Source organism: Leucobacter edaphi, assembly GCF_016522535.1.
GTDB lineage: Bacteria > Actinomycetota > Actinomycetes > Actinomycetales > Microbacteriaceae > Leucobacter > Leucobacter edaphi.
This window is the reverse complement of the sequence record NZ_JAEHOI010000006.1, coordinates 157601-179109: the sequence shown is the minus strand read 5'-3', so window position 1 is coordinate 179109 and position 21509 is coordinate 157601. Positions and strand designations below refer to the sequence as shown.

At 68.8% G+C, this 21509-nt stretch carries 25 protein-coding genes; 19 read left to right on the top strand and 6 right to left on the bottom strand.

The features are described 5' to 3' along the window. The first annotated feature begins 22 nt into the window (after positions 1–22). From rnpA to JD292_RS07790, 8 genes are all read left to right on the top strand, one after another. Positions 23–382, top strand: a complete 360-nt coding sequence (gene rnpA, locus JD292_RS07825) for a ribonuclease P protein component (protein WP_200132178.1) — start codon at positions 23–25, stop codon at positions 380–382. After that, positions 379–687 (top strand): membrane protein insertion efficiency factor YidD, encoded by a 309-nt coding sequence (gene yidD, locus JD292_RS07820; protein ID WP_200132177.1) that lies wholly within the window; start codon positions 379–381, stop codon positions 685–687. Before rnpA ends, yidD begins: the two co-directional genes overlap by 4 nt. 5 nt (positions 688–692) lie before the next feature. Beyond that, positions 693–1646 carry a membrane protein insertase YidC gene (yidC, locus tag JD292_RS07815; RefSeq protein ID WP_200132176.1) on the top strand — a complete coding sequence of 318 codons (954 nt, stop codon included), beginning with the start codon at positions 693–695 and terminating at the stop codon, positions 1644–1646. A 7-nt stretch (positions 1647–1653) separates the two neighbouring features. Then, positions 1654–2142, top strand: coding sequence for a Jag family protein (locus JD292_RS07810; RefSeq protein ID WP_200132175.1), 489 nt, complete (start codon positions 1654–1656; stop codon positions 2140–2142). Between the two features lie 82 nt (positions 2143–2224). Then, complete coding sequence (rsmG, locus tag JD292_RS07805) at positions 2225–2863, top strand: 16S rRNA (guanine(527)-N(7))-methyltransferase RsmG (RefSeq protein ID WP_369411193.1); 639 nt, start codon at positions 2225–2227, stop codon at positions 2861–2863. Continuing rightward, on the top strand, positions 2856–3830 hold the full coding sequence (locus JD292_RS07800; protein ID WP_200132173.1) for a ParA family protein: 975 nt from the start codon (positions 2856–2858) through the stop codon (positions 3828–3830). Before rsmG ends, JD292_RS07800 begins: the two co-directional genes overlap by 8 nt. Positions 3831–3833: 3 nt before the next feature. Next, positions 3834–4874 carry a ParB/RepB/Spo0J family partition protein gene (locus JD292_RS07795; RefSeq protein ID WP_200132172.1) on the top strand — a complete coding sequence of 347 codons (1041 nt, stop codon included), beginning with the start codon at positions 3834–3836 and terminating at the stop codon, positions 4872–4874. A gap of 58 nt (positions 4875–4932) precedes the next feature. Then, complete coding sequence (locus JD292_RS07790) at positions 4933–5385, top strand: SRPBCC family protein (RefSeq protein ID WP_200132171.1); 453 nt, start codon at positions 4933–4935, stop codon at positions 5383–5385. Positions 5386–5537: 152 nt separating this feature from the next. Here JD292_RS07790 and trxA read toward each other — a convergent pair whose 3' ends face one another. The 3 genes from trxA to JD292_RS07775 form a co-directional block, all read right to left on the bottom strand. Further along, complete coding sequence (trxA, locus tag JD292_RS07785; protein ID WP_200132170.1) at positions 5538–5861, bottom strand: thioredoxin; 324 nt, start codon at positions 5859–5861, stop codon at positions 5538–5540. A gap of 56 nt (positions 5862–5917) precedes the next feature. After that, positions 5918–6868, bottom strand: a complete 951-nt coding sequence (gene trxB / locus JD292_RS07780) for a thioredoxin-disulfide reductase (protein WP_200132169.1) — start codon at positions 6866–6868, stop codon at positions 5918–5920. An 80-nt stretch (positions 6869–6948) separates the two neighbouring features. Next, positions 6949–9168: a DUF6049 family protein gene (locus tag JD292_RS07775; protein WP_200132168.1), complete on the bottom strand. Its 2220-nt coding sequence runs from the start codon at positions 9166–9168 to the stop codon at positions 6949–6951. 50 nt (positions 9169–9218) lie between these two features. Between JD292_RS07775 and JD292_RS07770 the strand changes: the two genes are divergently transcribed. From JD292_RS07770 to JD292_RS07760, 3 genes are read left to right on the top strand one after another with little or no spacing between them, the layout of a single operon-like run. Then, a complete protein-coding gene (locus JD292_RS07770; protein ID WP_200132167.1) occupies positions 9219–10676 on the top strand; it encodes a CCA tRNA nucleotidyltransferase in 1458 nt (485 codons plus the stop codon). 5 nt (positions 10677–10681) lie between these two features. Beyond that, a complete protein-coding gene (locus JD292_RS07765) occupies positions 10682–11668 on the top strand; it encodes a PIG-L family deacetylase (protein WP_200132260.1) in 987 nt (328 codons plus the stop codon). 55 nt (positions 11669–11723) lie between these two features. After that, entirely contained in the window at positions 11724–12788 is a 1065-nt protein-coding gene (locus JD292_RS07760; protein ID WP_200132166.1) for an inositol-3-phosphate synthase, read from the top strand. Between the two features lie 83 nt (positions 12789–12871). On the opposite strand, the gene JD292_RS07755 is transcribed toward JD292_RS07760, so the two are convergent. Continuing rightward, positions 12872–14083 carry a glycosyltransferase gene (locus JD292_RS07755; RefSeq protein WP_200132165.1) on the bottom strand — a complete coding sequence of 404 codons (1212 nt, stop codon included), beginning with the start codon at positions 14081–14083 and terminating at the stop codon, positions 12872–12874. 168 nt (positions 14084–14251) lie between these two features. On the opposite strand from JD292_RS07755, the gene rpsF reads away from it, so the two are divergent. The 7 genes from rpsF (at position 14252) to JD292_RS07720 (ending at position 18841) form a co-directional block, all read left to right on the top strand. Further along, positions 14252–14611: a 30S ribosomal protein S6 gene (rpsF, locus tag JD292_RS07750; RefSeq protein ID WP_200132164.1), complete on the top strand. Its 360-nt coding sequence runs from the start codon at positions 14252–14254 to the stop codon at positions 14609–14611. Between the two features lie 3 nt (positions 14612–14614). Then, positions 14615–15145 carry a single-stranded DNA-binding protein gene (gene ssb / locus JD292_RS07745; protein ID WP_200132163.1) on the top strand — a complete coding sequence of 177 codons (531 nt, stop codon included), beginning with the start codon at positions 14615–14617 and terminating at the stop codon, positions 15143–15145. Between the two features lie 78 nt (positions 15146–15223). Further along, positions 15224–15484 (top strand): 30S ribosomal protein S18, encoded by a 261-nt coding sequence (gene rpsR, locus JD292_RS07740; protein ID WP_200132162.1) that lies wholly within the window; start codon positions 15224–15226, stop codon positions 15482–15484. 12 nt (positions 15485–15496) lie between these two features. Beyond that, positions 15497–15946, top strand: a complete 450-nt coding sequence (gene rplI / locus JD292_RS07735) for a 50S ribosomal protein L9 (RefSeq protein WP_200132161.1) — start codon at positions 15497–15499, stop codon at positions 15944–15946. A 484-nt stretch (positions 15947–16430) separates the two neighbouring features. Next, positions 16431–17807 (top strand): replicative DNA helicase, encoded by a 1377-nt coding sequence (dnaB, locus tag JD292_RS07730; protein WP_200132160.1) that lies wholly within the window; start codon positions 16431–16433, stop codon positions 17805–17807. A 141-nt stretch (positions 17808–17948) separates the two neighbouring features. Further along, positions 17949–18521 carry a hypothetical protein gene (locus JD292_RS07725; RefSeq protein ID WP_369411192.1) on the top strand — a complete coding sequence of 191 codons (573 nt, stop codon included), beginning with the start codon at positions 17949–17951 and terminating at the stop codon, positions 18519–18521. 26 nt (positions 18522–18547) lie between these two features. Then, positions 18548–18841 (top strand): ABC transporter ATP-binding protein, encoded by a 294-nt coding sequence (locus tag JD292_RS07720; protein ID WP_200132159.1) that lies wholly within the window; start codon positions 18548–18550, stop codon positions 18839–18841. A gap of 49 nt (positions 18842–18890) precedes the next feature. Here JD292_RS07720 and JD292_RS07715 read toward each other — a convergent pair whose 3' ends face one another. Together JD292_RS07715 and JD292_RS07710 are read right to left on the bottom strand one after the other, a co-directional pair. Further along, positions 18891–19538 (bottom strand): TetR/AcrR family transcriptional regulator, encoded by a 648-nt coding sequence (locus tag JD292_RS07715; RefSeq protein WP_200132158.1) that lies wholly within the window; start codon positions 19536–19538, stop codon positions 18891–18893. Positions 19539–19681: 143 nt separating this feature from the next. After that, positions 19682–20530: a siderophore-interacting protein gene (locus tag JD292_RS07710; protein WP_200132157.1), complete on the bottom strand. Its 849-nt coding sequence runs from the start codon at positions 20528–20530 to the stop codon at positions 19682–19684. A 305-nt stretch (positions 20531–20835) separates the two neighbouring features. Here JD292_RS07710 and JD292_RS07705 point away from each other — a divergent pair, with 305 nt between their 5' ends. Beyond that, the gene (locus JD292_RS07705; RefSeq protein WP_200132156.1) at positions 20836–21459 is read left to right on the top strand and encodes a TetR family transcriptional regulator; all 624 of its coding nucleotides are present in this window, start codon (positions 20836–20838) and stop codon (positions 21457–21459) included. The last annotated feature ends 50 nt before the right edge of the window (positions 21460–21509 follow it).

Genomic DNA, 21509 nt, shown 5'->3' with positions numbered 1-21509 from the left:
TTCTCTTCTGCCCCGGATCGGCATGCCTGCGAAACGGCATCGCATCACGCGGGGCGATGACTACCGGCGCGTCGTGCGCTCGGGTCGCCGCGTGGGTGGTGCGTACTGCATCACCCACGCGGTTTTGCGTACACCCGGTGAGCCCGCGCGCTTCGGTTACATCGTCTCCAAAGCCGTCGGCAACGCCGTCACCAGGAACCTGGTCCGGCGCAGGCTCAAAGCGATCAGCGAGCGCAGGCTCCAGGAGGGCTTCGCCGGCTACGACATCGTGTTCCGCGTGCTCCCGGCCGCCGCCGATGCGCCGTTCGCGGAACTCGAGGCCGAGACCCATCGCTCGCTCGCGCGAGTGCTCCGGGGCACGGCGCCGCGGGACCAGCAATGATCCGCGTCGCGCAGGAGCTCTGGCTCCTCCCCCGCAACGCAGCGCTCGCCTTCATGCATCTGTACCGGAAGCTGATTTCCCCGCTCTACGGGCAGGTCTGCAGGTACTATCCATCGTGTTCCCGATACGCTGTTGAGGCACTGCAACTTCGCGGATTCGTCCTCGGCGTCGTGCTCACCACGTGGCGACTCCTGCGCTGCAACCCTTTCAGTCCCGGCGGCGTCGATGACGTGCCACCGCGGGCTCAACCGAACTTCGTGATCAACAACCGCGGCTTCGTCCGCCCCAAAGAGCGAAAGGTCTGACCCCGGTGGACTTCTTCGAAACCATACTCTGGCCCCTGCGCTGGCTCGTCGAGCTCGTGCTTGCGGTCTGGCATCAGGCATTCTCCTGGCTCGGGCTCGACCCGGCCGCGGGCCTCACCTGGGTCCTCGCGATCATCGGCCTGGTGGTGGTGGTTCGTTCGGCGCTCATCCCGGTGACGGTGCGTCAGATCCGCTCGCAGCGTCGCATGATGGATCTCGCTCCCGAGATGAAGAAGATCCAGGACAAGTACAAGGGCAAGAAGGATCAGTTCTCGCGCGAGGCCATGAGCCGCGAGACCATGGCGCTGTACAAGAAGCACGGCACGAATCCCTTCTCCTCGTGCCTGCCGATCCTGATCCAGATGCCGATCTTCTTCTCGCTGTTCTACGTGCTCCGCCACGCGGCCGAGAACAAGACCGGTATCGGCTTCATGACCGAGGAGCTCACGAAGAGCTTCAACAGCGCCAGCATGTTCGGCGCGCCGCTGAAGATGACCTTCACGCAGGGCTGGGAGTCCGGCAACTGGGTTGTCGTGGTGCTCCTCGGACTCATCATGATCCTCATGATCGCGTCGCAGTTCTTCACGCAGCTGCAGATCATGTCGAAGAACGTCTCGGATGAGACGAAGAATTCGCCGATGTACCGCCAGCAGCGGATCCTGCTCTACATCATCCCGTTCGCGTTCCTGTTCTCGGGCGTCGCGTTCCCGCTCGCGCTCAACATCTACTGGTTCTCCTCGAACATCTGGACGATGGCCCAGCAGTTCATCGTGATCCGGAACATGCCGACCCCGGGCAGCGAGGCCTACCGTGCGCGCCAGGCGCGTCTCAAGGCGAAGGGCAAGAAGACCGACGACGAGAAGCGCGCAGAGGCTCGTGGCGAGGTCCTTCCCGACCCGCAGCAGGGCCAGCGCGTCCAGCCGATGAGCGCCAAGCGCGCCAAGAAGAAGGGCAAGTGATCACGCGATGAGCACTGACCGAGGAACTGAAGAGCTGACGCTCGAGGAGCTCGAGGCCGACGGCGATCTCGCCGCGGACTACATCGAGGGCCTGCTGGACATCGCCGATCTTGACGGAGACATCGACATCGAGGTGGCGAACGGCCGCGTCTACGTGTCCGTCACGGGCGGCGACGAGAATCTGGACCGCCTCGCCTCGAGCGACTCGGTGCAGGCCCTGCAGGATCTGTCCCGGCTCGCCGTGCAGGCGAAGACCGGACGCTTCTCCCGCCTGATCGTGGATATCGGCGGCTCGCGGGACGCGCGCGCCACGGAGCTCAAGCGCACCGTCGACGCCGCGATCGCGCAGATCGCTGCCGGCCGCGAGGAGATCGCGCTCGAGCCCATGTCCTCCTACGAGCGGAAGCTCGTCCATGACGACGTTGCGGAACGCGGCTACCACTCGGAGTCGCGTGGCGAGGGCCGGGATCGCCGCCTCGTCATCAGCAAGGCCTGAGGGCCCCAACGTTTCACGTGAAACCCATCGGCCCGCCTGCGCGCGGGCCGATGGTCTTCCAGGGCAGAAGAGCGGAGAGAGAGTGACCGAGATCGAGCAGGAGCCGGCCGCGGCCGTCGAACTCGCGGGTGACCGCATTGAGGTGCTGCGCGCCTTCGCCGCGGATCTGGGCGAGCGCGGTGAGCCGCTCGGCCTGATCGGTCCGCTCGAGCCGCCGCGCCTCTGGACGCGCCACGTGCTCAACAGCGCGCTCCTCGCTCCCCTGATCGCCGAGGGCGCACGGGTCGCCGACATCGGCACGGGCGGCGGAATGCCTGGACTGGTGCTCGCGATCGTCCGGCCCGACGCGCAGTTCAAGCTCATCGAGCCGATGGAGCGCCGCTGCGCCTGGCTCGCCGAGCAGGTGGAGCGCCTCGGGCTCGACAACGTCGAGATCAAGCGAGGCAGGGCCGAGGAGTACCACGACGCATTCGAGGTCGACCAGGTCACGGCCCGCGCGGTCACAGCGCTGCGGAAGCTCGTCCCGATCACCGCGCCCCTCCTCCGCGACGGCGGCGAGATGCTGTTCCTCAAGGGGACATCCGTGCAAGACGAGATCGACGCGGCGGCGAAGGTGCTCCGCAAGCACCGCCTGAGCGAAATCGCGGTCGAAGAGCTCGGTGTCGGACAACTGGAGGAGAGCACGCGCGTCTTTCGGGCTAAAATCGATAGACATGGCTGAGACCGAGAATTCCCTCGTCGGCGATCACCTCGTTGACAAGGTCAGGCGACGCCGGAAGCTGGCCGAAACCGTTTCGCCATTGCCCGCGAAAACACGCGTGATCACGGTTTCGAATCAGAAGGGCGGCGTCGGCAAGACGACGACGACCGTCAACCTCGCGGCCGCACTCGCCCGCCGCGGCGCGCGCGTCCTCGTGATCGATCTCGATCCGCAGGGGAACGCATCGACGGCGCTCGGGGTGCCGCATCGCCCCGAGGTCACGAGCATCTACGACGTTCTGCTCGGTGAGCTCGGGCTCGAGGACGCCATGCAGCCCACCACGGATCACGAGAACCTCGTCTGCGTCCCATCGACGATCAACCTCGCCGGCGCCGAAATCGAGCTCGTTTCCCTCGTGGCCCGGGAGCAGCGCCTCCGCACGGCTCTGCAGACCTTCCTCGACGCGGCCGAGGAGCGCTACGACTACGTCTTCATCGACTGCCCGCCGTCGCTCGGGCTCCTCACCGTCAACGCCTTCGTCGCCGCAGACGAGGTGCTGATCCCGATCCAGTGCGAGTACTACGCGCTCGAGGGGCTCAGCCAGTTGCTCGGCAACATCCAGCTCATCCAGAAGCACCTCAACCCCGGTTTGCGCGTGTCAACGATCATGCTCACGATGTACGACGCCCGCACCAACCTGGCCCACGAGGTGGCGACGGAGGTGCGCGCGCACTTCCCCGAGCAGGTGCTCGACGCCGTGATCCCGCGCTCGGTCCGAATCTCGGAGGCGCCCAGCTACGGCCAGACCGTGCACGCCTACGACGGGGCCTCGATCGGCGCCCTCGCCTACCTCGAATCCGCCGCCGAGATCGCGGAGCGCGGCGCCAAGGCGGAGCGCGCGGCCAAGAAGCAGGCGAAGAAGAACCGGCAGAACCAGCAGAACCAGCAGTCCACGGACTCACACTCACAGAACAACGGGAAGGCGTAGCGGATGGCGACGAAGAAGCGTGGCGGGCTCGGCCGCGGGATCGGGGCCCTCATCCCCCAGTCACCCGCGAGCGGTGAGCGCCCGGTCGACGTGTTCTTCCCCGCCGCGGTCGCGCCGGTCGAGGGCGATGACACGGTCGTGGAGACGGCCGAGGCAGCAACCGGGTCAGCGGCTCCGGTCGACGCTGCGGACACCGCGGCGAACGACGAGGCGCTCCAGGAGGTGCCCGGCGCCCGCCTGACGCGCCTCGCGGTCGAGGACATCGTCCCCAACCGCGTGCAGCCGCGCACCGAGTTCGATGAGGAAGCGCTCGACGAGCTCACGCACAGCGTCAAGGAGTTCGGCGTCTTCCAGCCCATCGTCGTCCGGAAGATCGATCCGGCGCCGAAGACCGGCCCGAAGTACGAGCTCATCATGGGCGAGCGCCGACTCCGCGCGTCCAAGCGCGCCGGCCTCGACACGATCCCCGCGATCGTGCGGCTCACGGCGGACGAGCACATGCTCCGCGATGCGCTCCTCGAGAACCTGCATCGCGCCCAGCTCAACCCGCTCGAGGAGGCCTCGGCGTATCAGCAGTTGCTCGCCGATTTCGGGATCACGCAGGAGCAGCTCGCGACGCGCATCGGCCGCTCGCGCCCGCAGATCTCCAACACGATCCGGCTCCTGCGCCTCCCCGAGCCCGTGCAGGCGCGGGTTGCGGCCGGTGTCCTCACCGCGGGCCATGCGCGCGCCATCCTCTCGCTCGACGGCGACGCCGAGGCCATGCAGCGCCTCGCTGACAAGATCGTCAACGAGGGGCTCTCGGTGCGAGCCGCGGAATCCGCGGCGGGCGAGGAACCGCAGCGGAAGGCCCCGCGCCCTCGCGCCGGCGGCGTGCAGGCCCAGCTCGGCGAGATCGCCGAACGCCTCGGCGATCGCTTCGACACGCGCGTCGCCGTGAAGCTCGGGGCGAAGAAGGGGCAGATCGTCATTGATTTCGCGACGATCGCGGACCTGAAGCGGATCCTCAGCGAGCTCGGCGACCCCGGGTTCGGCAAGAACTAGCCAGCTCAGCGAGGATTTCTGTGTCGCGCATCACAGGCGCGCGTGCTTGACTAGCGGCATGACCGAGGAAACCAAGATCGTATCCGTCGAACGTGTCGTCGCGGCCCCCGCCGAGGCGATCTTTGAGCTCATCGCCGACCCCGCGCAGCAGCCGCGCTGGGACGGCAACGACAACCTGGCAGAGGCGGCCCCGGGGCAGCGGGTGCGCGCCGTCGGTGACGTGTTCGTGATGACCAACACGGGCGACCGCGTGCGAGAGAACCGGATCGTGGAGTTCGAGGAGGGGCGACGCATCGCCTGGATGCCGAACCCGCCGGGAGAACCGGCGCCCGGCCACCTGTGGCGGTGGGAACTCGAGCCGCAGGAGGGCGGCACGCTCGTGCGCCACACCTATGACTGGAGCGGCCTCACTGACGAGTCTCGTTTTGATCGCGCCAGGCAGTTCACGGCTGATGCCCTGCGGGCTTCCGTGGACCGGCTGGCCGAGCTCGCGGAGCGCGAAGCGGCGTAGTCCGGGCCGGAGGCGCGGCGCAGCAGAAGGGCGGGGCCGCGCCCCCGAAGGGAGGGGGCCCCCCCGGGGGGGGGGCGGGCGGGGGCCCCCGGGGGCTGGGCGCCCCCATCCTCCTACGCCCCCCCCCCCGCCCGTGTTTGCGCGTGCGCGGCTCAGATGATGCCGTTGAGGTGCTCCTCGATCATGGGCTTCGGCATGGCCCCGATGATCTCGCGCACCTCCTCGCCGCTCTTGAACACCTTCATCGCGGGAATGGAGGTGATCTTGTACTTCGCCGCGAGGTTCGGGTTCTCGTCAACGTTGAGCTTCGCGATGAGGAGCTTGCCCTCCTGCTCGCCGGCGATCTGGTCGAGCACCGGCGCGACCGCGCGGCACGGACCGCACCAGGCGGCCCAGAAGTCCACGAGGACCGGGATCTCGCTCTGCAGGACGACCTTGTCGAAGGTCTGCTCGTCGACGATGATGGGTTCGTTCATGATGACTCCCTGATCAGTAAGTTGCGTGAATTCTTGGTGGGTCGTGCCGGTGCGGCCTAGACGGCCGAGAGCGCCGAGCGCTCCTGCTCGAGCGCCGCGAGGTGATGCTCGGCGTCGAGCGCCGCGACGGTGCCGGAGGCCGCGGCGGTGATCGCCTGGCGGTAGGTCGGATCGACGACGTCGCCGGCCGCGAAGACACCCGGGACCGAGGTGCGCGAGGTGCGCCCGTCGACCGCGATCGTGCCCTCGGCGGTGAGCTCGAGCTTGCCGTGGACGAGGTGCGTGCGCGGATCGTTGCCGATCGCCACGAACAGGCCGGTGACCGGGAGTTCGCGCTCGGATCCGTCCGCGGTGCTGCGTAGCGTGAGGCCGGTGACCTCGTTCTCGCCGTGGATCGCGGCGACCTCGGAATCCCAGATGAACTCGATCTTCTCGTTCTGGAAGGCGCGCTCCTGCATGATCTTCGACGCCTTCAGCTCGCTGCGGCGGTGGATCACGTAGACCTTGTCGGCGAAGCGGGTGAGGAACGTGGCCTCCTCCATCGCGGAGTCGCCGCCCCCGACGACCGCGATCGTCTTCTCGCGGAAGAAGAAGCCGTCGCACGTGGCGCACCAGGAAACGCCGTGGCCGGAGAGGCGGTCCTCGTCGGCGATCCCGAGCTTGCGATTGGCCGAGCCGGTCGCGTAGATGACGGTCTCGGCCTCGTGGACCGTGCCGTCCCCAGCGGTGACGCGTTTCACGTCGCCGGAGAAATCGACCTCGGTGATGTCGTCGTACACCACCTGCGTCCCGAACTTCTCGGCCTGCTCCTGCATGCGCTGCATGAGCTCAGGGCCCTGGATGCCCTCGGGGAACCCGGGGAAGTTCTCGACCTCGGTGGTGTTCATCAGTTCGCCGCCGACCGCCACGGAACTCGCGAAGAGCAGGGGCTTCAGGCCGGCGCGCGCGGCGTAGATCGCCGCGGTGAAACCGGCGGGGCCGGAACCGATAATGATGATCTGGTGCATGGTGCTCCTCGCGCGCAACGCAATCGGATGCGCGACCCGTCTGGGCCGCTGCAGTGGGTACAACCCATCCTAGGCGCGGGCTATTCCGTGTCGCCTGAGGCGGGCTTTCGCTTCCGCCTGATGCTGCGCCAGATTCCGAACCCGAGGAGCAGCACGGCGAGCGTGAGCACGACGACGAGCCCCACCGTTTCGACCACGGTGCTGATCGAGATCTGCAGGGTGCCGGTGAACACGGTGGGTTTCCCGCCCTGCGCGGTGATGCTGACCACGAGGCCGGATTCGCCCGACGAGACGCGGCTCTGGACGGGCACGAGCACGCGAACGTTCGAGCCGGCGGGGACGACGACGCCGGGGAAACGGCTCTCATCGACGGACAGCGCGGCGGACGAGGGCACGGCCTCGACGTCGACGATCGCATCGAAGGGCAGAGAATTGCGCACCTGAACGGGGACGCGTGTGGAGGCACCGACCAACTGCGTGTGCTCGGTACTGATCGCCTGCACCCCGCGGAGCAGTTCGGCGTCGCGGGAGCGATAGCGCGCGGCGACCTCCGCAAACCCGGAGTCGGCGGACGCGTACCGCGTTGCGAAGAAGTTGAGCAGGCGAGCCCGCTGATACCCGACGAGGTACTCGGGATTCTTGAGCAGCGTCTGGTGCTCCACGATTCCCGCCTCGCGGGAGAGCGCGGAGCGCAGCAGCTCGCGGCGCTCCTCGAGCGGCTCCGCGGCCACGAGAGTCGCGGTTCCTGCCCGCTGATCGGCAACGGCGGTGCGTTTCACCCAGGGAAGGTCGCCCACGCGGCCCAGCAGCTCGCTCGCGCCGGCGCCGTTCTCCGCGGTCGAGCCGCGGTCGAGGCCGAGGACGACCCCGGCGGAGCGGCCCTGGGCCGCGAGGGCGAGCTCGGAGATGAGTCGGGCCTCGCCCGCGCGGCGGCCGGCGTCCGTGGTGCTTGCGAGCGCGTCGCGGCCGGCGAGGCGGATCTCGCGGTCGATGATCACGGTGGGCGCGCCGTCGAGCGTCGCGCGGGGTCCGCCCGTTGCGCGCACGTTGCCGGAGTCGAGGACCACCGTGCCCGCGTCGGAGTTCTTGAGGAGCTCGAGCGTGCCGGCGCTGACCTCCCCCTCAGCTGGCCACGCGGTCGGGGTGCCGGCCGGCCAGTCGAGCAGGGATTCGAGCGAGGGAAGCGGCGCAGCGCCCGGCTCGGCCCCGTCTGCGCCCTCGGAGTTCTCGCCGGCCTTGGCATCGGCGGCGTCCTGCCCGTTCGTACCGGCGGCGGGCTCGCTCGGCGTCGGCGAGGGCGATGCCGTCGGGCCGGGCGTCTCTCCCGCGCCCGGATCCTGCGGATCGGCCGCGGGAAACGTGCCGTTCCGGGAGGCGAAATCGAGGGTTTTCGGGGCGAGAAGCTCTTTCATTCCGAGCGACGCCTGCGCAGCGGGATCGGCGTCGGCGAACTGGAGGAGGAAGGTGCTGTGGGGGTAGGCCTCGAGCTCGCTGAGGAACGCGAGCGCGGACTCCGGGGCGTCGTCCCCGAGGGCGCGGATCCCCGCAATGACGCGGGGATCGATGGCGAGGGTCGCGCGCTCATCCCTCGCCTCAGCGAGCAGCGGCGTCCAGGTCTCGGTGGCGCTGCTGAGCTGGGCCTTGGTGGGCATGGTGCGCACCTCCGCCGGAAGCACGATCGGCAGGATCGCCGACAGCTGCACCGTGTCCGCGCTCCCGCCCGGGCTGCGCCACAGCACGGACGTCGATCCCGTAGCGTCCGGCTCGGCGGCGGCTGAGCGGTCACGGCTCGTGTTCGCGTAGTGGGCGACGCCGACGCGGTAGACGCCCGGCGTCGAGGCCGCGGACAGCGGGAACTCGGAAATCGGTACGGTGATCGCGAGCTGCTGCTGTTCTCCCCGCGCCGTTGCTCCCACGGTGGCCTCGCCGAGGAGGGCGCCAGTGCCGGGCTTCGGGGCGGTGTCGTCGCCGAGGCCCACGGCGGCGTCGACCCGTGCGGCGTCGAGTCGCAGCTCGACGCGACCGGCGGGAAGCTCCTGCTCGCTCGGATTCGAGAGGACGACGTCGAAGACGACCTCGCGCGTGCCGGCGAGCAGAATCGAGTCGCGTGCGCCCGCCAGGATCGTCGGGACCGCGGCGTCCGGTTGCCCCGATTCCTCGGCTGCGACGGGCGTCTCGGCCCGCACCGGAGCGCCGGCGAGCACCGTGGGAGCGGCGACGAGGCCGGCGATCGCGAGCAGCGCGGCCGCGCGGAACGCACGCGTGGGGGCGTGACGTCGGAGGCGGCTGAGGAGGCGCATGGACACCAGTTTAGGAAATGCAGCCGTACGGACCCCGGTACCCTTGAGGGATGCCCTCTCTTGCCGAGTCCATGGACGCCCTGCGCGCGATCGCCGACTCCGCTCCCGTCTCCGCGCTCGCCTCGGCTTTCGCCGCGAACGGCCACGAGTTCGCCCTGGTCGGGGGCCCGGTGCGCGATGCGCTGCTCGGACGCCCGGTCACGGACCTCGACTTCACCACGTCGGCGCGCCCGGAGGAGACGCAGCGGATCCTCGAGACGCTGAGCGGCTCGGTGTGGGATGTCGGCCGGGACTTCGGCACGATCGCCGCGCGCGTGCACGGTGAGACGGTCGAGGTGACGACGTACCGTGCGGAGATCTACCGCGACGACTCGCGCAAGCCCGAGGTCACCTACGGTGACACCATCGAGGGCGATCTCGTGCGTCGCGACTTCACGATCAACGCGCTCGCGCTCATGCTGCCCGAGCTCCGTCTCGTCGACGTGTCCGGTGGGGTGGAGGACCTGCTCGCGGGCGTGATCCGCACCCCCGCCTCCCCCGCGGTGTCGTTCACGGACGATCCGCTTCGGATGCTGCGTGCCGCGCGTTTCGCGGCGCAGCTCGGCTTCGACGTCGAGGCCGGCACGCTCGCGGCCATGGCGGAGTACGCTGATCGGCTCGACATCATCTCCGCCGAGCGGATCCGCGACGAGCTGGTGAAGCTGCTCTCCGCGCCCGATCCGGCGCCGGGGATCCGCCTCCTCGTCGATACCGGGCTCGCTGACCGCTTCCTTCCCGAGCTCACCGCGCTCGTCACCACCCAGGACGATCACGGCCGCCACAAGGACGTCTACGAGCACAGCCTCACGGTGCTGAGGCAGGCGATCGAGCTTGAAATTGCGCGGCGCGCGCCCGAGGAAACCGCTCCTGATCTGGTGCTTCGTCTCGCAGCGCTGCTGCACGACATCGGGAAGCCCGCCACGCGCCGCTTCGAGCGCGGCGGCGTCACGTTCCATCACCACGACGTCGTCGGCGCGAAGCTCGCCAAGAAGCGGCTGCGGGAGCTGCGTTTCGACAACGACACGATCAAGCGCGTGGCCCGCCTCGTCGAGCTGCACCTGCGCTTCTTCGGATACAGCGACCAGCAGTGGACGGACGCGGCCGTGCGCCGCTACGTGCGTGACGCCGGGGAGGAGCTCGAGCGCCTCCACATCCTCACCCGCGCGGATGTCACGACGCGCAATCGTCGCAAGGCGGAGCGCCTGGAGCACGCCTACGACGACATCGAGCGGCGGATCGCGGAGCTCGCCGAGGCCGAGGAGCTCGCCGCGGTGCGACCCGAGCTTGACGGCGGGCAGATCATGCGCCTGCTCGGCATCCCGGCCGGCCCGCTCGTGGGCCGCGCCTACCGGTACCTGCTCGAGGTTCGGCTCGATGAGGGCCCCATCGGCGCCGAAGCCGCTGAGGATCGGCTTCGGGCCTGGTACGCAGAGCAGCCCGAGGCGAACCCCGAAGCGAACGGAGCGTGACCAGCATGGAGACGACGCAGCAGGAGGGTGCCGCGGCGCCGAACGCGGACCCCGGATCCTGGTTCGATGGCCGGTCGCGCGTGATGTTCGTGCACGCCCACCCGGACGACGAGACGATCACGACGGGGGGCACCCTCGCCGGGCTCGCTGAGGCGGGACGGGAGCCCCTCCTCGTCACCCTCACCCGGGGTGAGCGGGGTGAGGTCGTCGCGGGTCCGTTCGCGCACCTCGCCGGAACCGACGCCCTCGCACCCCACCGGCAGACGGAGCTCGCCGCGGCGCTCGCGATGCTCGGGCTCGAACGGCACGCCTTCCTCGGCGTTGAGCCGGCACGGGCAGAGGGCTACCCGCCCGTGATCTACGAGGACTCCGGCATGGCGTGGGGTCCGGACGGTCGCGCGGGAGCGGCGCCCGACGCGAGCGCCGACGCGCTCACGAGCGCCCCCGCGGTCGAGGCCCTCAACGATCTCTTGGCCGCTGCGTACCAGGCGGGCGCGCAGGCCATCGTCAGCTACGACGATGGCGGCGGCTACGGGCACCCCGATCACGTGCTCGCCCATCGCCTCGCCCGCGCGGTCGCCCAGGCGCTGGGGCTCCCGTTCTGGGAGATCCTCGGCGACGAGGCCGCCGAGCGCGCGCTCGCCGAGACGGGCGCTGCCGATCCGAGCGCCGCCGAACCTGGAGTCGCCGAACCTGGAGCCGCCGATCCCGGCGTCGCCGATTCGGGCGCCGCCGATCCCGGCGTCGCCGATTCGGGCGCCGCCGATCCGTCGATCGATGCCGCCTCCGATCAGGCTGCCGCCTCCGCTCCCGCGATCGAGGTCCACGACGTCACGGCCTGGCTCCCCCGCAAGGTTGCGGCGCTGCGCGCGCACGGCACGCAGCTCACGGTCGACGGCGATGACATCGTGCACGTCGGCGGGCAGCGGGAGCCGATCGGGGATCGCGAGACGTTCCGCCGGATTCCGGCTCCTCCCGGTCACGGTGGCTAGAATTGGAAGCTGTGGGTGCGGCGGGTCCGCACCAGCATGCGAATTGAGGGATGCGATGACGGTAAAGGTTGCCCTCGCGGGCATTGGCAATTGCGTGAGCTCTTTGGTGCAGGGCGTCGAGTACTATCGCGGCGCAGCCGACGACGAGAGCGTTCCGGGCCTCATGCACGTGCGGCTGGGCGGATATCACGTCTCTGATCTGGAGTTTGTTGCCGCCTTCGAGGTCGACGCCGAGAAGGTCGGCCGTGATCTGAGCGAGGCCATCTGGGCCGGGCACAACAACACGATCAAGTTCTCGGACGTTCCGGAGCTCGGCGTCACGGTGCAGCGCGCCCCGACGCTCGACGGTCTCGGGGAGTACTACCGCGACGCCGTCGAGGAGTCTGCCGCCGAGCCGGTTGACGTGGTGCAGGTGCTCCGCGACTCCGGCGCCGAGGTGCTCGCCTGCTATCTTCCGGTCGGCAGCGAGCAGGCCGTCAAGTTCTACGCGCAGGCCGCGCTCGAGGCCGGTGTCGCGTTCGTGAACGCGGTGCCCGTGTTCGTGGCGAGCGACCCCGAGTGGGCCGCGAAGTTCGTCGATGCCGGTCTCCCGATCGTCGGCGACGACATTAAGAGCCAGGTCGGCGCGACGATCACGCACCGCGTTCTCGCCCGCCTGATGGAGAGCCGCGGCATCGCCCTCGACCACACCTACCAGCTGAATGTCGGCGGCAACATGGACTTCAAGAACATGCTGGAGCGCAGCCGCCTGAAGTCCAAGAAGATCTCCAAGACCCAGGCCGTCACCTCGAACATCGACGTCGACCTCTCCCCCGATGATGTCCACATCGGTCCGAGCGATCACGTGCCGTGGCTCGAGGACCGGAAGTTCGCCTTCGTGCGCCTCGAGGGCCGCGGCTTCGGTGACGTGCCGATGAGCCTCGAGTACAAGCTCGAGGTGTGGGACTCCCCCAATTCGGCCGGCACGATGATCGACGCGATCCGCGCCGCGAAGGTCGCGCTCGATCGCGGCGACGCCGGTCCCGTGGAGTCCGCCTCCGCGTACTTCATGAAGTCGCCGCCGGTGCAGAAGCCCGACGATGTCGCACGCACGGAGCTCGAGGCGTTCCTCGACCGCTGATCCCTGCCGCGCGAACAGAGGCCCCGATCCCTTTCGGATCGGGGCCTCTGTCGGTATCTGAGTGCGGGAAGGCGGATCGCCGATCAGCGCCGCGCGAGTTCGCGGTAGAGCGCTTCGAGGCGCTCGGCGTGCCGCGCCCAGTCGAGCGTGAGCGCGAACGCGCGCGCGCTCGCACCGAGGGCGGACCTGCGCGCCGGGTCGCGGAGCAGGCCGTGGATCGCGCGCGCCCAATCCGCCGGGTCGCGCCCGTCGACGAGGATCGCCGAGCGGCCATCGGGGGCGGACTCGAGCAGCCCGGTGTGGCGTCCCGCGATCGTCGGAACCCCGCACGCGGCGGCCTCGACGGCCACGAGGCCGAAGGTCTCGGAGCGGGACGGCACGAGTGCGAGGTCGGCGGTGGCGAGGAGCCGGGCGGCCTCGGACCGTCCCTGCGCGGGGAGGAATCGCACGTGATCGGTCGCGCCCAGTTCTTCGGCGAGGTGCGGCAGGCCCGCGGCCCAGGCTTCGCCTCCCGGGGTCGGCTCCCCCGCGATCAGGAGTTCCGTGCGAGCCGCGAGCTCCGGATCGAGTTTCATGAGCGCGCCGATCGCGCGGATCGCGAGATCCTGCCCCTTCAGGGGCTGCACCCGGCCGAGCACGACGATGCGGAACGGGCGACGGTCCCCGAGCCGCTCCGTTTCACGGGAAACATCCCGGGGCGTAAACGCGGAGGTGTCGACGCCGGGGTGGATGACGATCCCCCTGCCCGCCGATCCGCCAGCTGCCGAGCGCGCGGCCGCGAGCTCGCCCTCGCTCCCGGCGACAAGGGTGCTCTCCCTGATCAGCGCGCGTTCAGCGGCGATCCTGAGCGGCGGTTCCCCGCGGTCGTTCGCCGCGAGCCGCGCGTTCTTCTGCGCGCCGACGGTGTGCAGGCTCAGCGCGAGGCCGACGCTGCTGCGCGCCGCGGTCTCCCGCGCCGCGACGCCGCTCAGCCAGTAGTGGGCGTGCACCGCGTCGAACGGCCCGAGCGCGGCGAGTGCGCGCGAGGCCGCGGGGAGGATCGTCGGCAGCTCTTCTTTCCGGAGCCCGGGATCCCCGGCCTCGATCGCCACGAGGCTCGGGCCGGGACGCGCGGGATCGAGGGGCCGCTCCCCCGCTGCGGCGTCGTCGCTCGCTCGCGTGATCACCGAGACCTCGTGGCCGCGGGCCGCGAGTGCGTGCGCGGCCTCCGCGACGACCACGTTCATGCCGCCGGCGTCCGCCCGTCCGGGCACCGCACCGGGCGAGGTGTGGAGGGAGACGAGGGCGATCCGCATCCCCCCAGCGTACGACCGGAATATCGGGGTGCCGAGCGGCTCGGATGATGCTAAGCTATTGGGGTTGTCTGCGCACCGAGCAATCTGCGAGGTGAGCGGGCACGATGCACAACACCCTCCTGCCACAGAAATCCTGTGGCCGTGAAGTCCGAAGGAGGTGGGTCAGTAATGCATCCGTATGAACTCATGGTGATCCTCGATCCGGGTATCGACGAGCGCACTGTGGCCCCCAGCATGGACAAGTTCCTCGGCGTCATCCGCAACGCGGGCGGCGAGATCGAGAACGTCGACATCTGGGGCAAGCGCCGTATGGCCTACGAGATCAAGAAGCAGTCCGAGGGCATCTACGTCGTGGTGAACTTCACCGCGTCGAACGAAGCCACCGCTGAGCTCGATCGTCAGCTGGGTCTCTCCGAGGCCGTTCTCCGCACCAAGGTCCTCCGCGCCGACGAGCTCATGGCTCAGCGTGCAGCGCAGGCCAAGCGCGACGCGGCCAAGGCCGCACGCGCCGCGAAGGCTGGCGCGTAGCCCATGGCCGGCGAGCCGCTGATCACCGTGGTGGGCAACCTCGTTGCCGACCCCGAGCCGCGTGTCAGCCAGGCGGGCAAGTCGTGGGTGACCTTCCGGATCGCCTCGACGCCGCGCGTGCGCGACCGTCAGTCCGGTGATTGGTCGGACGGCGAGCCCCTGTGGCTCGGCTGCCGCGCCTACGGTGAGTACGCCGACAACATCGCAGCGTCCCTCACCAAGGGCACGCGCGTGATCGTCCAGGGCCGTCTCACCCAGCGCAGCTACACCGACAACCAGGGTCAGCAGCGCACGTCGCTCGACCTCGAGGTCGAAGAGATCGGCCCGTCGCTCCGATTCGCCACCGCTCAGGTCGCCCGCGGTCAGTCGCGCGGCCAGGTCGGCGGCTTCGGCGGCGGTCAGCCCGCAGGGCAGAGCAGCTGGGGCAAGCCCGCTGCTTCCCCGCAGGACAACCCGTGGGCCAGCTCCGGCGGCCAGCAGGGCGGTTCCGCTGGCGGCGATTTCGGCGGCTTCGACGACGAACAGCCCTTCTAAAGGCACCTGTCGGCCATCGAGCCGACGCACCACTTCTTGTTCCGGGACACCCGGAGCGAAATACGAAAAGAGACCACTATGGCAGGCAAGTCCAGCGGCGCAGGCCGCAAGCCGGGTCGCGGAAAGAACTCGAAGGTTCTCGCACCGGCGAAGAAGCAGACCGTCGGCGTCATCGATTACAAGGATGTCGCTACGCTCCGCAAGTTCATCTCTGAGCGTGGAAAGATCCGCGCCCGCCGTATCACCGGCGTGTCCGTGCAGGAGCAGCGACTGATCGCGAAGGCCGTGAAGAACGCCCGCGAGATGGCACTCCTCCCCTACGCCGGCTCCGGCCGCTAAGGAGGAAACATCATGGCGAAGGTAATCCTCACCAACGAGGTCCAGGGCCTCGGTTCCGCCGGCGACGTCGTCGACGTCAAGACCGGTTACGCCCGTAACTACCTCGTGCCCCAGGGCTACGCGGTGCACTGGTCGCGTGGCGGCGAGGCTCAGGTCGCGCAGCTCCGTGCCGCGCGCGATGCCCGCGCGCTTGCTTCCGTCGAGGACGCGCAGGCGCTCAAGGCCAAGCTGCAGGAGGGCAAGATCCGCCTGCAGGCCAAGACCGGCACCGGCGGCCGCCTGTTCGGCTCCGTGAAGCCCGCCGCCGTCGCGGCAGCGGTTTCCGAGGCCGGCATCGGCGAGATCGACAAGCGCAAGGTCACCGTGCCGTCCATCAAGACGACGGGCGAGTACAAGGCCATCGTGCACCTGCACGAGGGCGTCGACGCCGAGATCACCCTGCAGGTCATCTCGCAGCGCTAATCGCGAACGCAGCTCAGCGGGGCGGCGGATTCCTTACCGGATCCGCCGCCCCGCTGGCGTTTTTCCGCTGCGTTTACCTGGTCAGAGCACCTCTCCCCAGGGGCATGAATAACAGGTGAACGAACTTCCGCTCAAAACGCCGACATCGGCTTGACAAAGCGCGATTTCATCCGAAAGTTCTCCACACCCCGAGGCCCGCCAAAAGCCTCAAGCTCTACCTTAAACTTGAAAAACTTTCCTCTTGTGGATAAGTAAAATGCCTGATCAGGCGAAGAGTTGTCGTCATCTTTGTTCGTGATTCCACAGGCTATCCCCAAGCATGTGGAAAACCTGTGGCGAAACGCGAGAGGTTATACACGGAGTTATCCACAGGTTGAGCACCCGGCCGTTTGGCGGGTGCGGAAGGTGCCCATACCGTGAATGTCCGGGGTCGGGTGTGTGATGTTCAGACACCGAGTTCGAGCCGTGGCAGAGGAGTGATCGAGTGTCTATCGCCCACCTGGGAATCCCTGATCCGTTCGTCGAAGACGAGGGTCGGGGGCACGAGCGTACCCCGCCGTACGATCTCCTCGCCGAACAGAGCGCGCTCGGCGGCATGCTGCTCTCCAAGGACGCCGTCGCCGACGTCACGGGCCAGCTCAAGGGCCCCGACTTCTACGTGCCGAAGCACGAGGTCATCTACGAGGCCGTCCTGTCGCTCTACTCGCGCGGCGAGCCCACCGACGTCATCACCGTCACCGACGAACTGACCAAGACCGGCGATCTCCAGCGCGCGGGCGGTGCCGAGTATCTCCACACCGTCACGAGCATCGTGCCCACGGCCGCCAACGCCAGCTTCTACGCCGAGATCGTCGCCGAGAAGGCGCTCCTGCGGCGCCTCGTCGAGGCGGGTACCCGCATCGTGCAGATGGGGTACGCGGGCGAGGGCGAGGCGATCGACCTGGTCAACGTCGCGCAGTCGGAGATCTACGGGGTCACGGGGGAGAACCAGGGCGAGGACTACGTTCCGCTCTCGCTCGCGGTCGACGCGGCGCTCGAGGAGATCAACAAGGCCAACGGTGCCGCGGACGGCATGCTCGGCGTGCCAACGGGCTTCAGCGAGCTCGACGCGATGACGAACGGCTTCGCCGGCGGCCAGATGATCATCATCGCTGCGCGTCCCGCGATGGGAAAGTCGACCCTCGCGATGGACGTGGCGCGTAACGCGTCCGTCCACGCGAACGCTCCGACCGTCTTCTTCTCGCTCGAGATGGGCCGCGCCGAGATCGCGATGCGACTCCTCGCCGCGGAGGCCTCGATCCCGATGCAGACGCTCCGCAAGGGCGCGCTCGACAACCGCGACTTCCAGAAGCTCGCGGCAACGCAGGCGCGCGTCGCCGAGGCGCCGCTGTTCATCGATGACAGCCCCAATCTCACGCTCGTCGAGATCCGCGCGAAGTGCCGGCGGCTCAAGCAGCAGCACGGGCTCCGGATGGTCGTCATCGACTACCTGCAGCTGCTCTCGAGCGGCAAGAAGTCCGAGAGCCGTCAGCAGGAGGTCAGCGAGTTCTCGCGCGCACTCAAGCTGCTGTCCAAGGAGCTCGACGTCCCCGTCATCGCGCTGTCGCAGCTCAACCGTGCCTCCGAGCAGCGCGCCGACAAGATGCCCGCGATCAGCGACCTCCGCGAGTCCGGCTCGCTCGAGCAGGACGCCGACATGGTGATCCTGCTCCACCGCGAGGCCGTCGGCGACCGCGACAGCCCGCGCGCTGGCGAGGCGGACTTCATCCTCGCGAAGCAGCGCAACGGCCCCACGGGCACCGTCACGGTCGCGTTCCAGGGCCACTACTCGCGCTTCCAGGACATGCCGAGCGGTCTCTAGTCCTCTCCGCGCCCGAAGACCTGGCAGCGCGGGTTGCGCGTGCCCAGGCGAGCGACCCGTGGGGAGACTGCCTGCTCAGATCAGAATCGGGCGCCGTTCGGGCCCGCATGCGCTCGGAGCCGGGCAGGGTAGACTGGGGCGGTGCGAGAAAGGGGCGTCATGTCGGCTGCGGCAGCGAACGTGTCCGGTGAGGCGACCCCGGAGGCGCGACCCTCACGGGCGATCCGTCTGATCCGCGTCGGGGTTCTCCTCGTCGCGGCGATCGCCATTGCATTCTCGGCCACGATGCACGAGCAGCTCGGCTTCGACCTCACCGTCGCGGCGCTCGCGCTCGCCGGGATCGGCGTCGCGCACGTGATCGAGGCCACGGCGCCCGCCTCGGCAGGCCGGCGCACCGTGCCGGCGCTGCTCGCTGGCGTCGCCCTCTTCGCGGCGGTGCTCGTTCCCATGAGCGCAACCGCGATCGGCTTCGCCGTCGTCATCGCCGCCTGGTCGCTCGTGAGCGCCCTGCTCGAGTTCCTCGGCAACGCGATCCGTCCAGGAAGTCGCCCCGATGTGATCATCGTCGGCGCGAGCGGCTTCCTCCTCGCCCTGTTCGTCCTCCTCGCGAGGCAAGACCAGGTCGCGATCCTCGGCTTCTTCGGCGGCTACGCCGTCATCGCCGGAGTGTTCCTCGGAATCTCCGCCTTCGACACCCAGCGCGAATCGCGCTGACCCCACCCCGACACGGAAAGCAGACGATGCAGAACCCCAGCGAGCCCGCACCCCAGGCACCCGTGACTCCGTCGCGCAGGGACCGCCTGCGCCCGCTGGAACTCGTCGGGTTCGCAGCGGTGCTCGGCATCTTCGCCGGCGGCATCGTGCTGCTCGCAACGCGCAGCTTCATGCTCGCGCTGATCTTCCTCGGGGTCGCCTTCATTGCCACCGTCATGACGGTCGCCCTGATCGGCCTCGGTACGAAGCCGAGTGCGGAGGATCTTGAGGCCCGCAAGGACCTCCAGCTCCCCGACGACGGCGGAAAGCACTGGCACTAGCCGAACCCGACCTCTCGGGAGGGATCAGCGGGCCTGAGCGCGCACGTCCCTACTTCGCTCCCGCGCCCGCCAGTTCGAGGTCCCGCGGGAACGAGACCTCGTCGAGCACGCTCCGGTCCCCGGAGTAGTGGACCTCGTTGAGCACGGTGGTGACGGTGCGCCGGATCAGTTCGGCGTCGATGGGCGGCATGCCGGGGAGGAGGCCGCGGAGGATCACCGGGCCGGTGAGCAGATCTGCGACGTACGCGGGATCCGCGCCCTCCGGGATCTCGCCGCGAGAGACGGAGCGCGCGAGGAGCACGTGCGTGTGCGCGCGGCGCGGGGCGAGATAGCCCTCGATGAACGGCTGCGCGTCGTCCGGGTTGACCGACAGGTGGTCGAGGAAGCCCGCGAGCACAGACTTCGTGAGGGGGTGGTTGAACAGCTCCGACTGGCGGATCTGGATTTCGAGCAGGTCGCCTGCGAGGGTGCCCGTATCGACGTCGGAATCGTCGCCGAAGTCGGAGGCGAGGATAAGCGGAACGACGTTCGCGATACTGCGGAATCGGCGGTAGAACGCCGGTTTCGAGGTGCGCGCGTGCTTCACGATGCGCTCAACGGTCAAGCCCGAATACCCGTACTGCGGCGCGAGTTCGGCCACTGCTCGAACGATTCGGACGTCAATCCCTGCCTCGCGGGGTCGTCCAATCTTGGTCATGCATCCAACAATAGCGCGGTTCAGTAACGGAATTCTTGAGTCTCGTGTTTCCCAGGGAAACTCGGAGCGAATACTAAGTATCGATCTCGAAAAGGGGGACTGGACGGGACTTTTCCCGATAATGACACCGGGAAACTGGCCGTTTAGTCCTCAGGATCGGCGGGATCGATAGGTGCGTGATGATCGAAGTTCGCGTCTCCGCGCTTCCAGTACCCGCTGATCGAGTAGCGCTCGCGCGGCAGCCCGAGCTCGCCGCGCAGGTATCGCCGGAGCGAGAGGAGACGCCCGGCCTCGCCCCCTGCGAAGACGTAGGTCCCGTCGTCGATGCCGGCGGCCCGGGCGGCCTCAGCGAGCCCGTCAGGGCCCTGCGGGGCCGCGGTGATGGGCACGTCGCGGCCGCCCTGGGCGGCGAGGTAGCTGCGGACCCAGTCGATCGGGCCCGGCAGGTCGACGATCACCTCGACCCTGGCGGAGTCCGGCATCTCCTCGATCCAGCGGGCTGCGGCGGGAAGAGCCGTGGGATCCACCACGCACAGCACCCGGCGGGCCTCGGTCGCGGCGTCCACGGAGCCCCGCGGCCCCACGACCACGAGCTCGTCGCCCGGCTCGGCCTCGACCGCCCAGGCGGCAGCCGGGCCGGGGTTATCGTGACGGAGCACATCGATGTCGAACTCGGTGTGCCCCGATCCCACGTTGATCCGCACGTTCAGGGGAGTGAAGTCGCGACCGAACGCGGGCCGATCCGGGCGGATGATGCCGGACTCGGTGGGACTCGCGGCGGTCGGCGCGACGAGCTCTCCGGTCTCGGGATCGGGGAAGAAGACCTTCGCGTGGTCCTCGGGCCCGGTGCTGGTCCAGTCACCGAGCTCATCGCCGGAGAGCGTGACGCGGATGAACTCCTCCATCCGTGCGACGCGCACCGCGGTGACGCGGCGCGCCGTGAACCGGTGCATCGTGCGAGTGCGGGCGAATTCTTCGGACTGCGGCGACATGCTGACGAACCTGCTTTCGCATTTGCTGGAGATCGGCGGCGGGCCGACGATCGGGAGGGGTGAGGAGGCCGTGGCGCACACGCTTTCCTCCTCTCTAGCCTCTCGCACTCCGCGACGCGCCGCATCCCGAATTCCCACAGGGGGGAACCGTGCAGGGCAAATGCCTCAATGATCGGGGCCTTCTCCTCACTTTGTTTGCGGACGAGCGGGAACGCAATCGTCGGTCGGCACCCGAACTGCGGTTGCAATCCCATATGCTGACCTGGAAAATGAGATTGGATTCTCGAATCGTTCGCGGAGGACATGTGGCGGTCAAAGAGCGCGGTGGAACCGTGCGTGGTAAGCAGAAGCGTGGGCTGGAGTCGCGAGCAACGCTGCTCGAGTCGGCCGCGGCAATTTTCGCCGAGAAGGAGTACGAGGGAGCGCGGCTCAAGGACATTTCCGAGCACGCCGGCATCAGCCTGGGCTCGCTCTACTTCCACTTCGGGAACAAGGAGGACGTCGCGAAAGCCCTCCTCGAGCAGCAGAGCGAGCGGATGGTCCAGGCCTTCGAGGCCGCGGTCGAGGGCGAGGATTCACCACTCGAGCGATTCCTCGCGGCCCGCGAGCGTCTCGGGGCCCTCATCGCAGAAGACAGGATCGTCCAGTCCGGAATCCGGCTGCGGCAGAGCACGTCCGAGGAACTCCGAAAGCTCGGTGACGCCCCCGATCGGCACTGGGCGGGAATGACCGTGGAAATGCTCCAGGCCGCCGTCGACGCGGGTGAGCTGTCCGAGGATCTCGACGTGGCCACGCTCGCGGAACTGCTCAACGAGATGTTCGTCGGCGCCCAGATCATGTCGGGGCAGCGGGGCGAGTGGTCCGAGCTGACCGGGCGTCTCGAACGCCAGCGGCCTTACGTCTCGCAGCTGCTCGGACTCCCGCAGTAAGGGCGGCCGCGTCGCAACGCGCGAGGCGCCCCGGACCGCCACAGCGGTCG

Excerpts from the sequence above, each read along its gene's own strand:
- rnpA (WP_200132178.1), top strand. The coding sequence starts at position 23 with ATGCCTGCGAAACGGCATCGCATCACGCGGGGCGATGACTACCGGCGC.
- yidD (WP_200132177.1), top strand. The coding sequence starts at position 379 with ATGATCCGCGTCGCGCAGGAGCTCTGGCTCCTCCCCCGCAACGCAGCG.
- JD292_RS07810 (WP_200132175.1), top strand. The coding sequence starts at position 1,654 with ATGAGCACTGACCGAGGAACTGAAGAGCTGACGCTCGAGGAGCTCGAG.
- JD292_RS07800 (WP_200132173.1), top strand. The coding sequence starts at position 2,856 with ATGGCTGAGACCGAGAATTCCCTCGTCGGCGATCACCTCGTTGACAAG.
- JD292_RS07795 (WP_200132172.1), top strand. The coding sequence starts at position 3,834 with ATGGCGACGAAGAAGCGTGGCGGGCTCGGCCGCGGGATCGGGGCCCTC.
- JD292_RS07790 (WP_200132171.1), top strand. The coding sequence starts at position 4,933 with ATGACCGAGGAAACCAAGATCGTATCCGTCGAACGTGTCGTCGCGGCC.
- trxA (WP_200132170.1), bottom strand. The coding sequence starts at position 5,861 with ATGAACGAACCCATCATCGTCGACGAGCAGACCTTCGACAAGGTCGTC.
- trxB (WP_200132169.1), bottom strand. The coding sequence starts at position 6,868 with ATGCACCAGATCATCATTATCGGTTCCGGCCCCGCCGGTTTCACCGCG.
- JD292_RS07775 (WP_200132168.1), bottom strand. The coding sequence starts at position 9,168 with ATGCGCCTCCTCAGCCGCCTCCGACGTCACGCCCCCACGCGTGCGTTC.
- JD292_RS07770 (WP_200132167.1), top strand. The coding sequence starts at position 9,219 with ATGCCCTCTCTTGCCGAGTCCATGGACGCCCTGCGCGCGATCGCCGAC.
- JD292_RS07765 (WP_200132260.1), top strand. The coding sequence starts at position 10,682 with ATGGAGACGACGCAGCAGGAGGGTGCCGCGGCGCCGAACGCGGACCCC.
- JD292_RS07760 (WP_200132166.1), top strand. The coding sequence starts at position 11,724 with ATGACGGTAAAGGTTGCCCTCGCGGGCATTGGCAATTGCGTGAGCTCT.
- JD292_RS07755 (WP_200132165.1), bottom strand. The coding sequence starts at position 14,083 with ATGCGGATCGCCCTCGTCTCCCTCCACACCTCGCCCGGTGCGGTGCCC.
- rpsF (WP_200132164.1), top strand. The coding sequence starts at position 14,252 with ATGCATCCGTATGAACTCATGGTGATCCTCGATCCGGGTATCGACGAG.
- ssb (WP_200132163.1), top strand. The coding sequence starts at position 14,615 with ATGGCCGGCGAGCCGCTGATCACCGTGGTGGGCAACCTCGTTGCCGAC.
- rpsR (WP_200132162.1), top strand. The coding sequence starts at position 15,224 with ATGGCAGGCAAGTCCAGCGGCGCAGGCCGCAAGCCGGGTCGCGGAAAG.
- rplI (WP_200132161.1), top strand. The coding sequence starts at position 15,497 with ATGGCGAAGGTAATCCTCACCAACGAGGTCCAGGGCCTCGGTTCCGCC.
- JD292_RS07720 (WP_200132159.1), top strand. The coding sequence starts at position 18,548 with ATGCAGAACCCCAGCGAGCCCGCACCCCAGGCACCCGTGACTCCGTCG.
- JD292_RS07715 (WP_200132158.1), bottom strand. The coding sequence starts at position 19,538 with ATGACCAAGATTGGACGACCCCGCGAGGCAGGGATTGACGTCCGAATC.
- JD292_RS07710 (WP_200132157.1), bottom strand. The coding sequence starts at position 20,530 with ATGTCGCCGCAGTCCGAAGAATTCGCCCGCACTCGCACGATGCACCGG.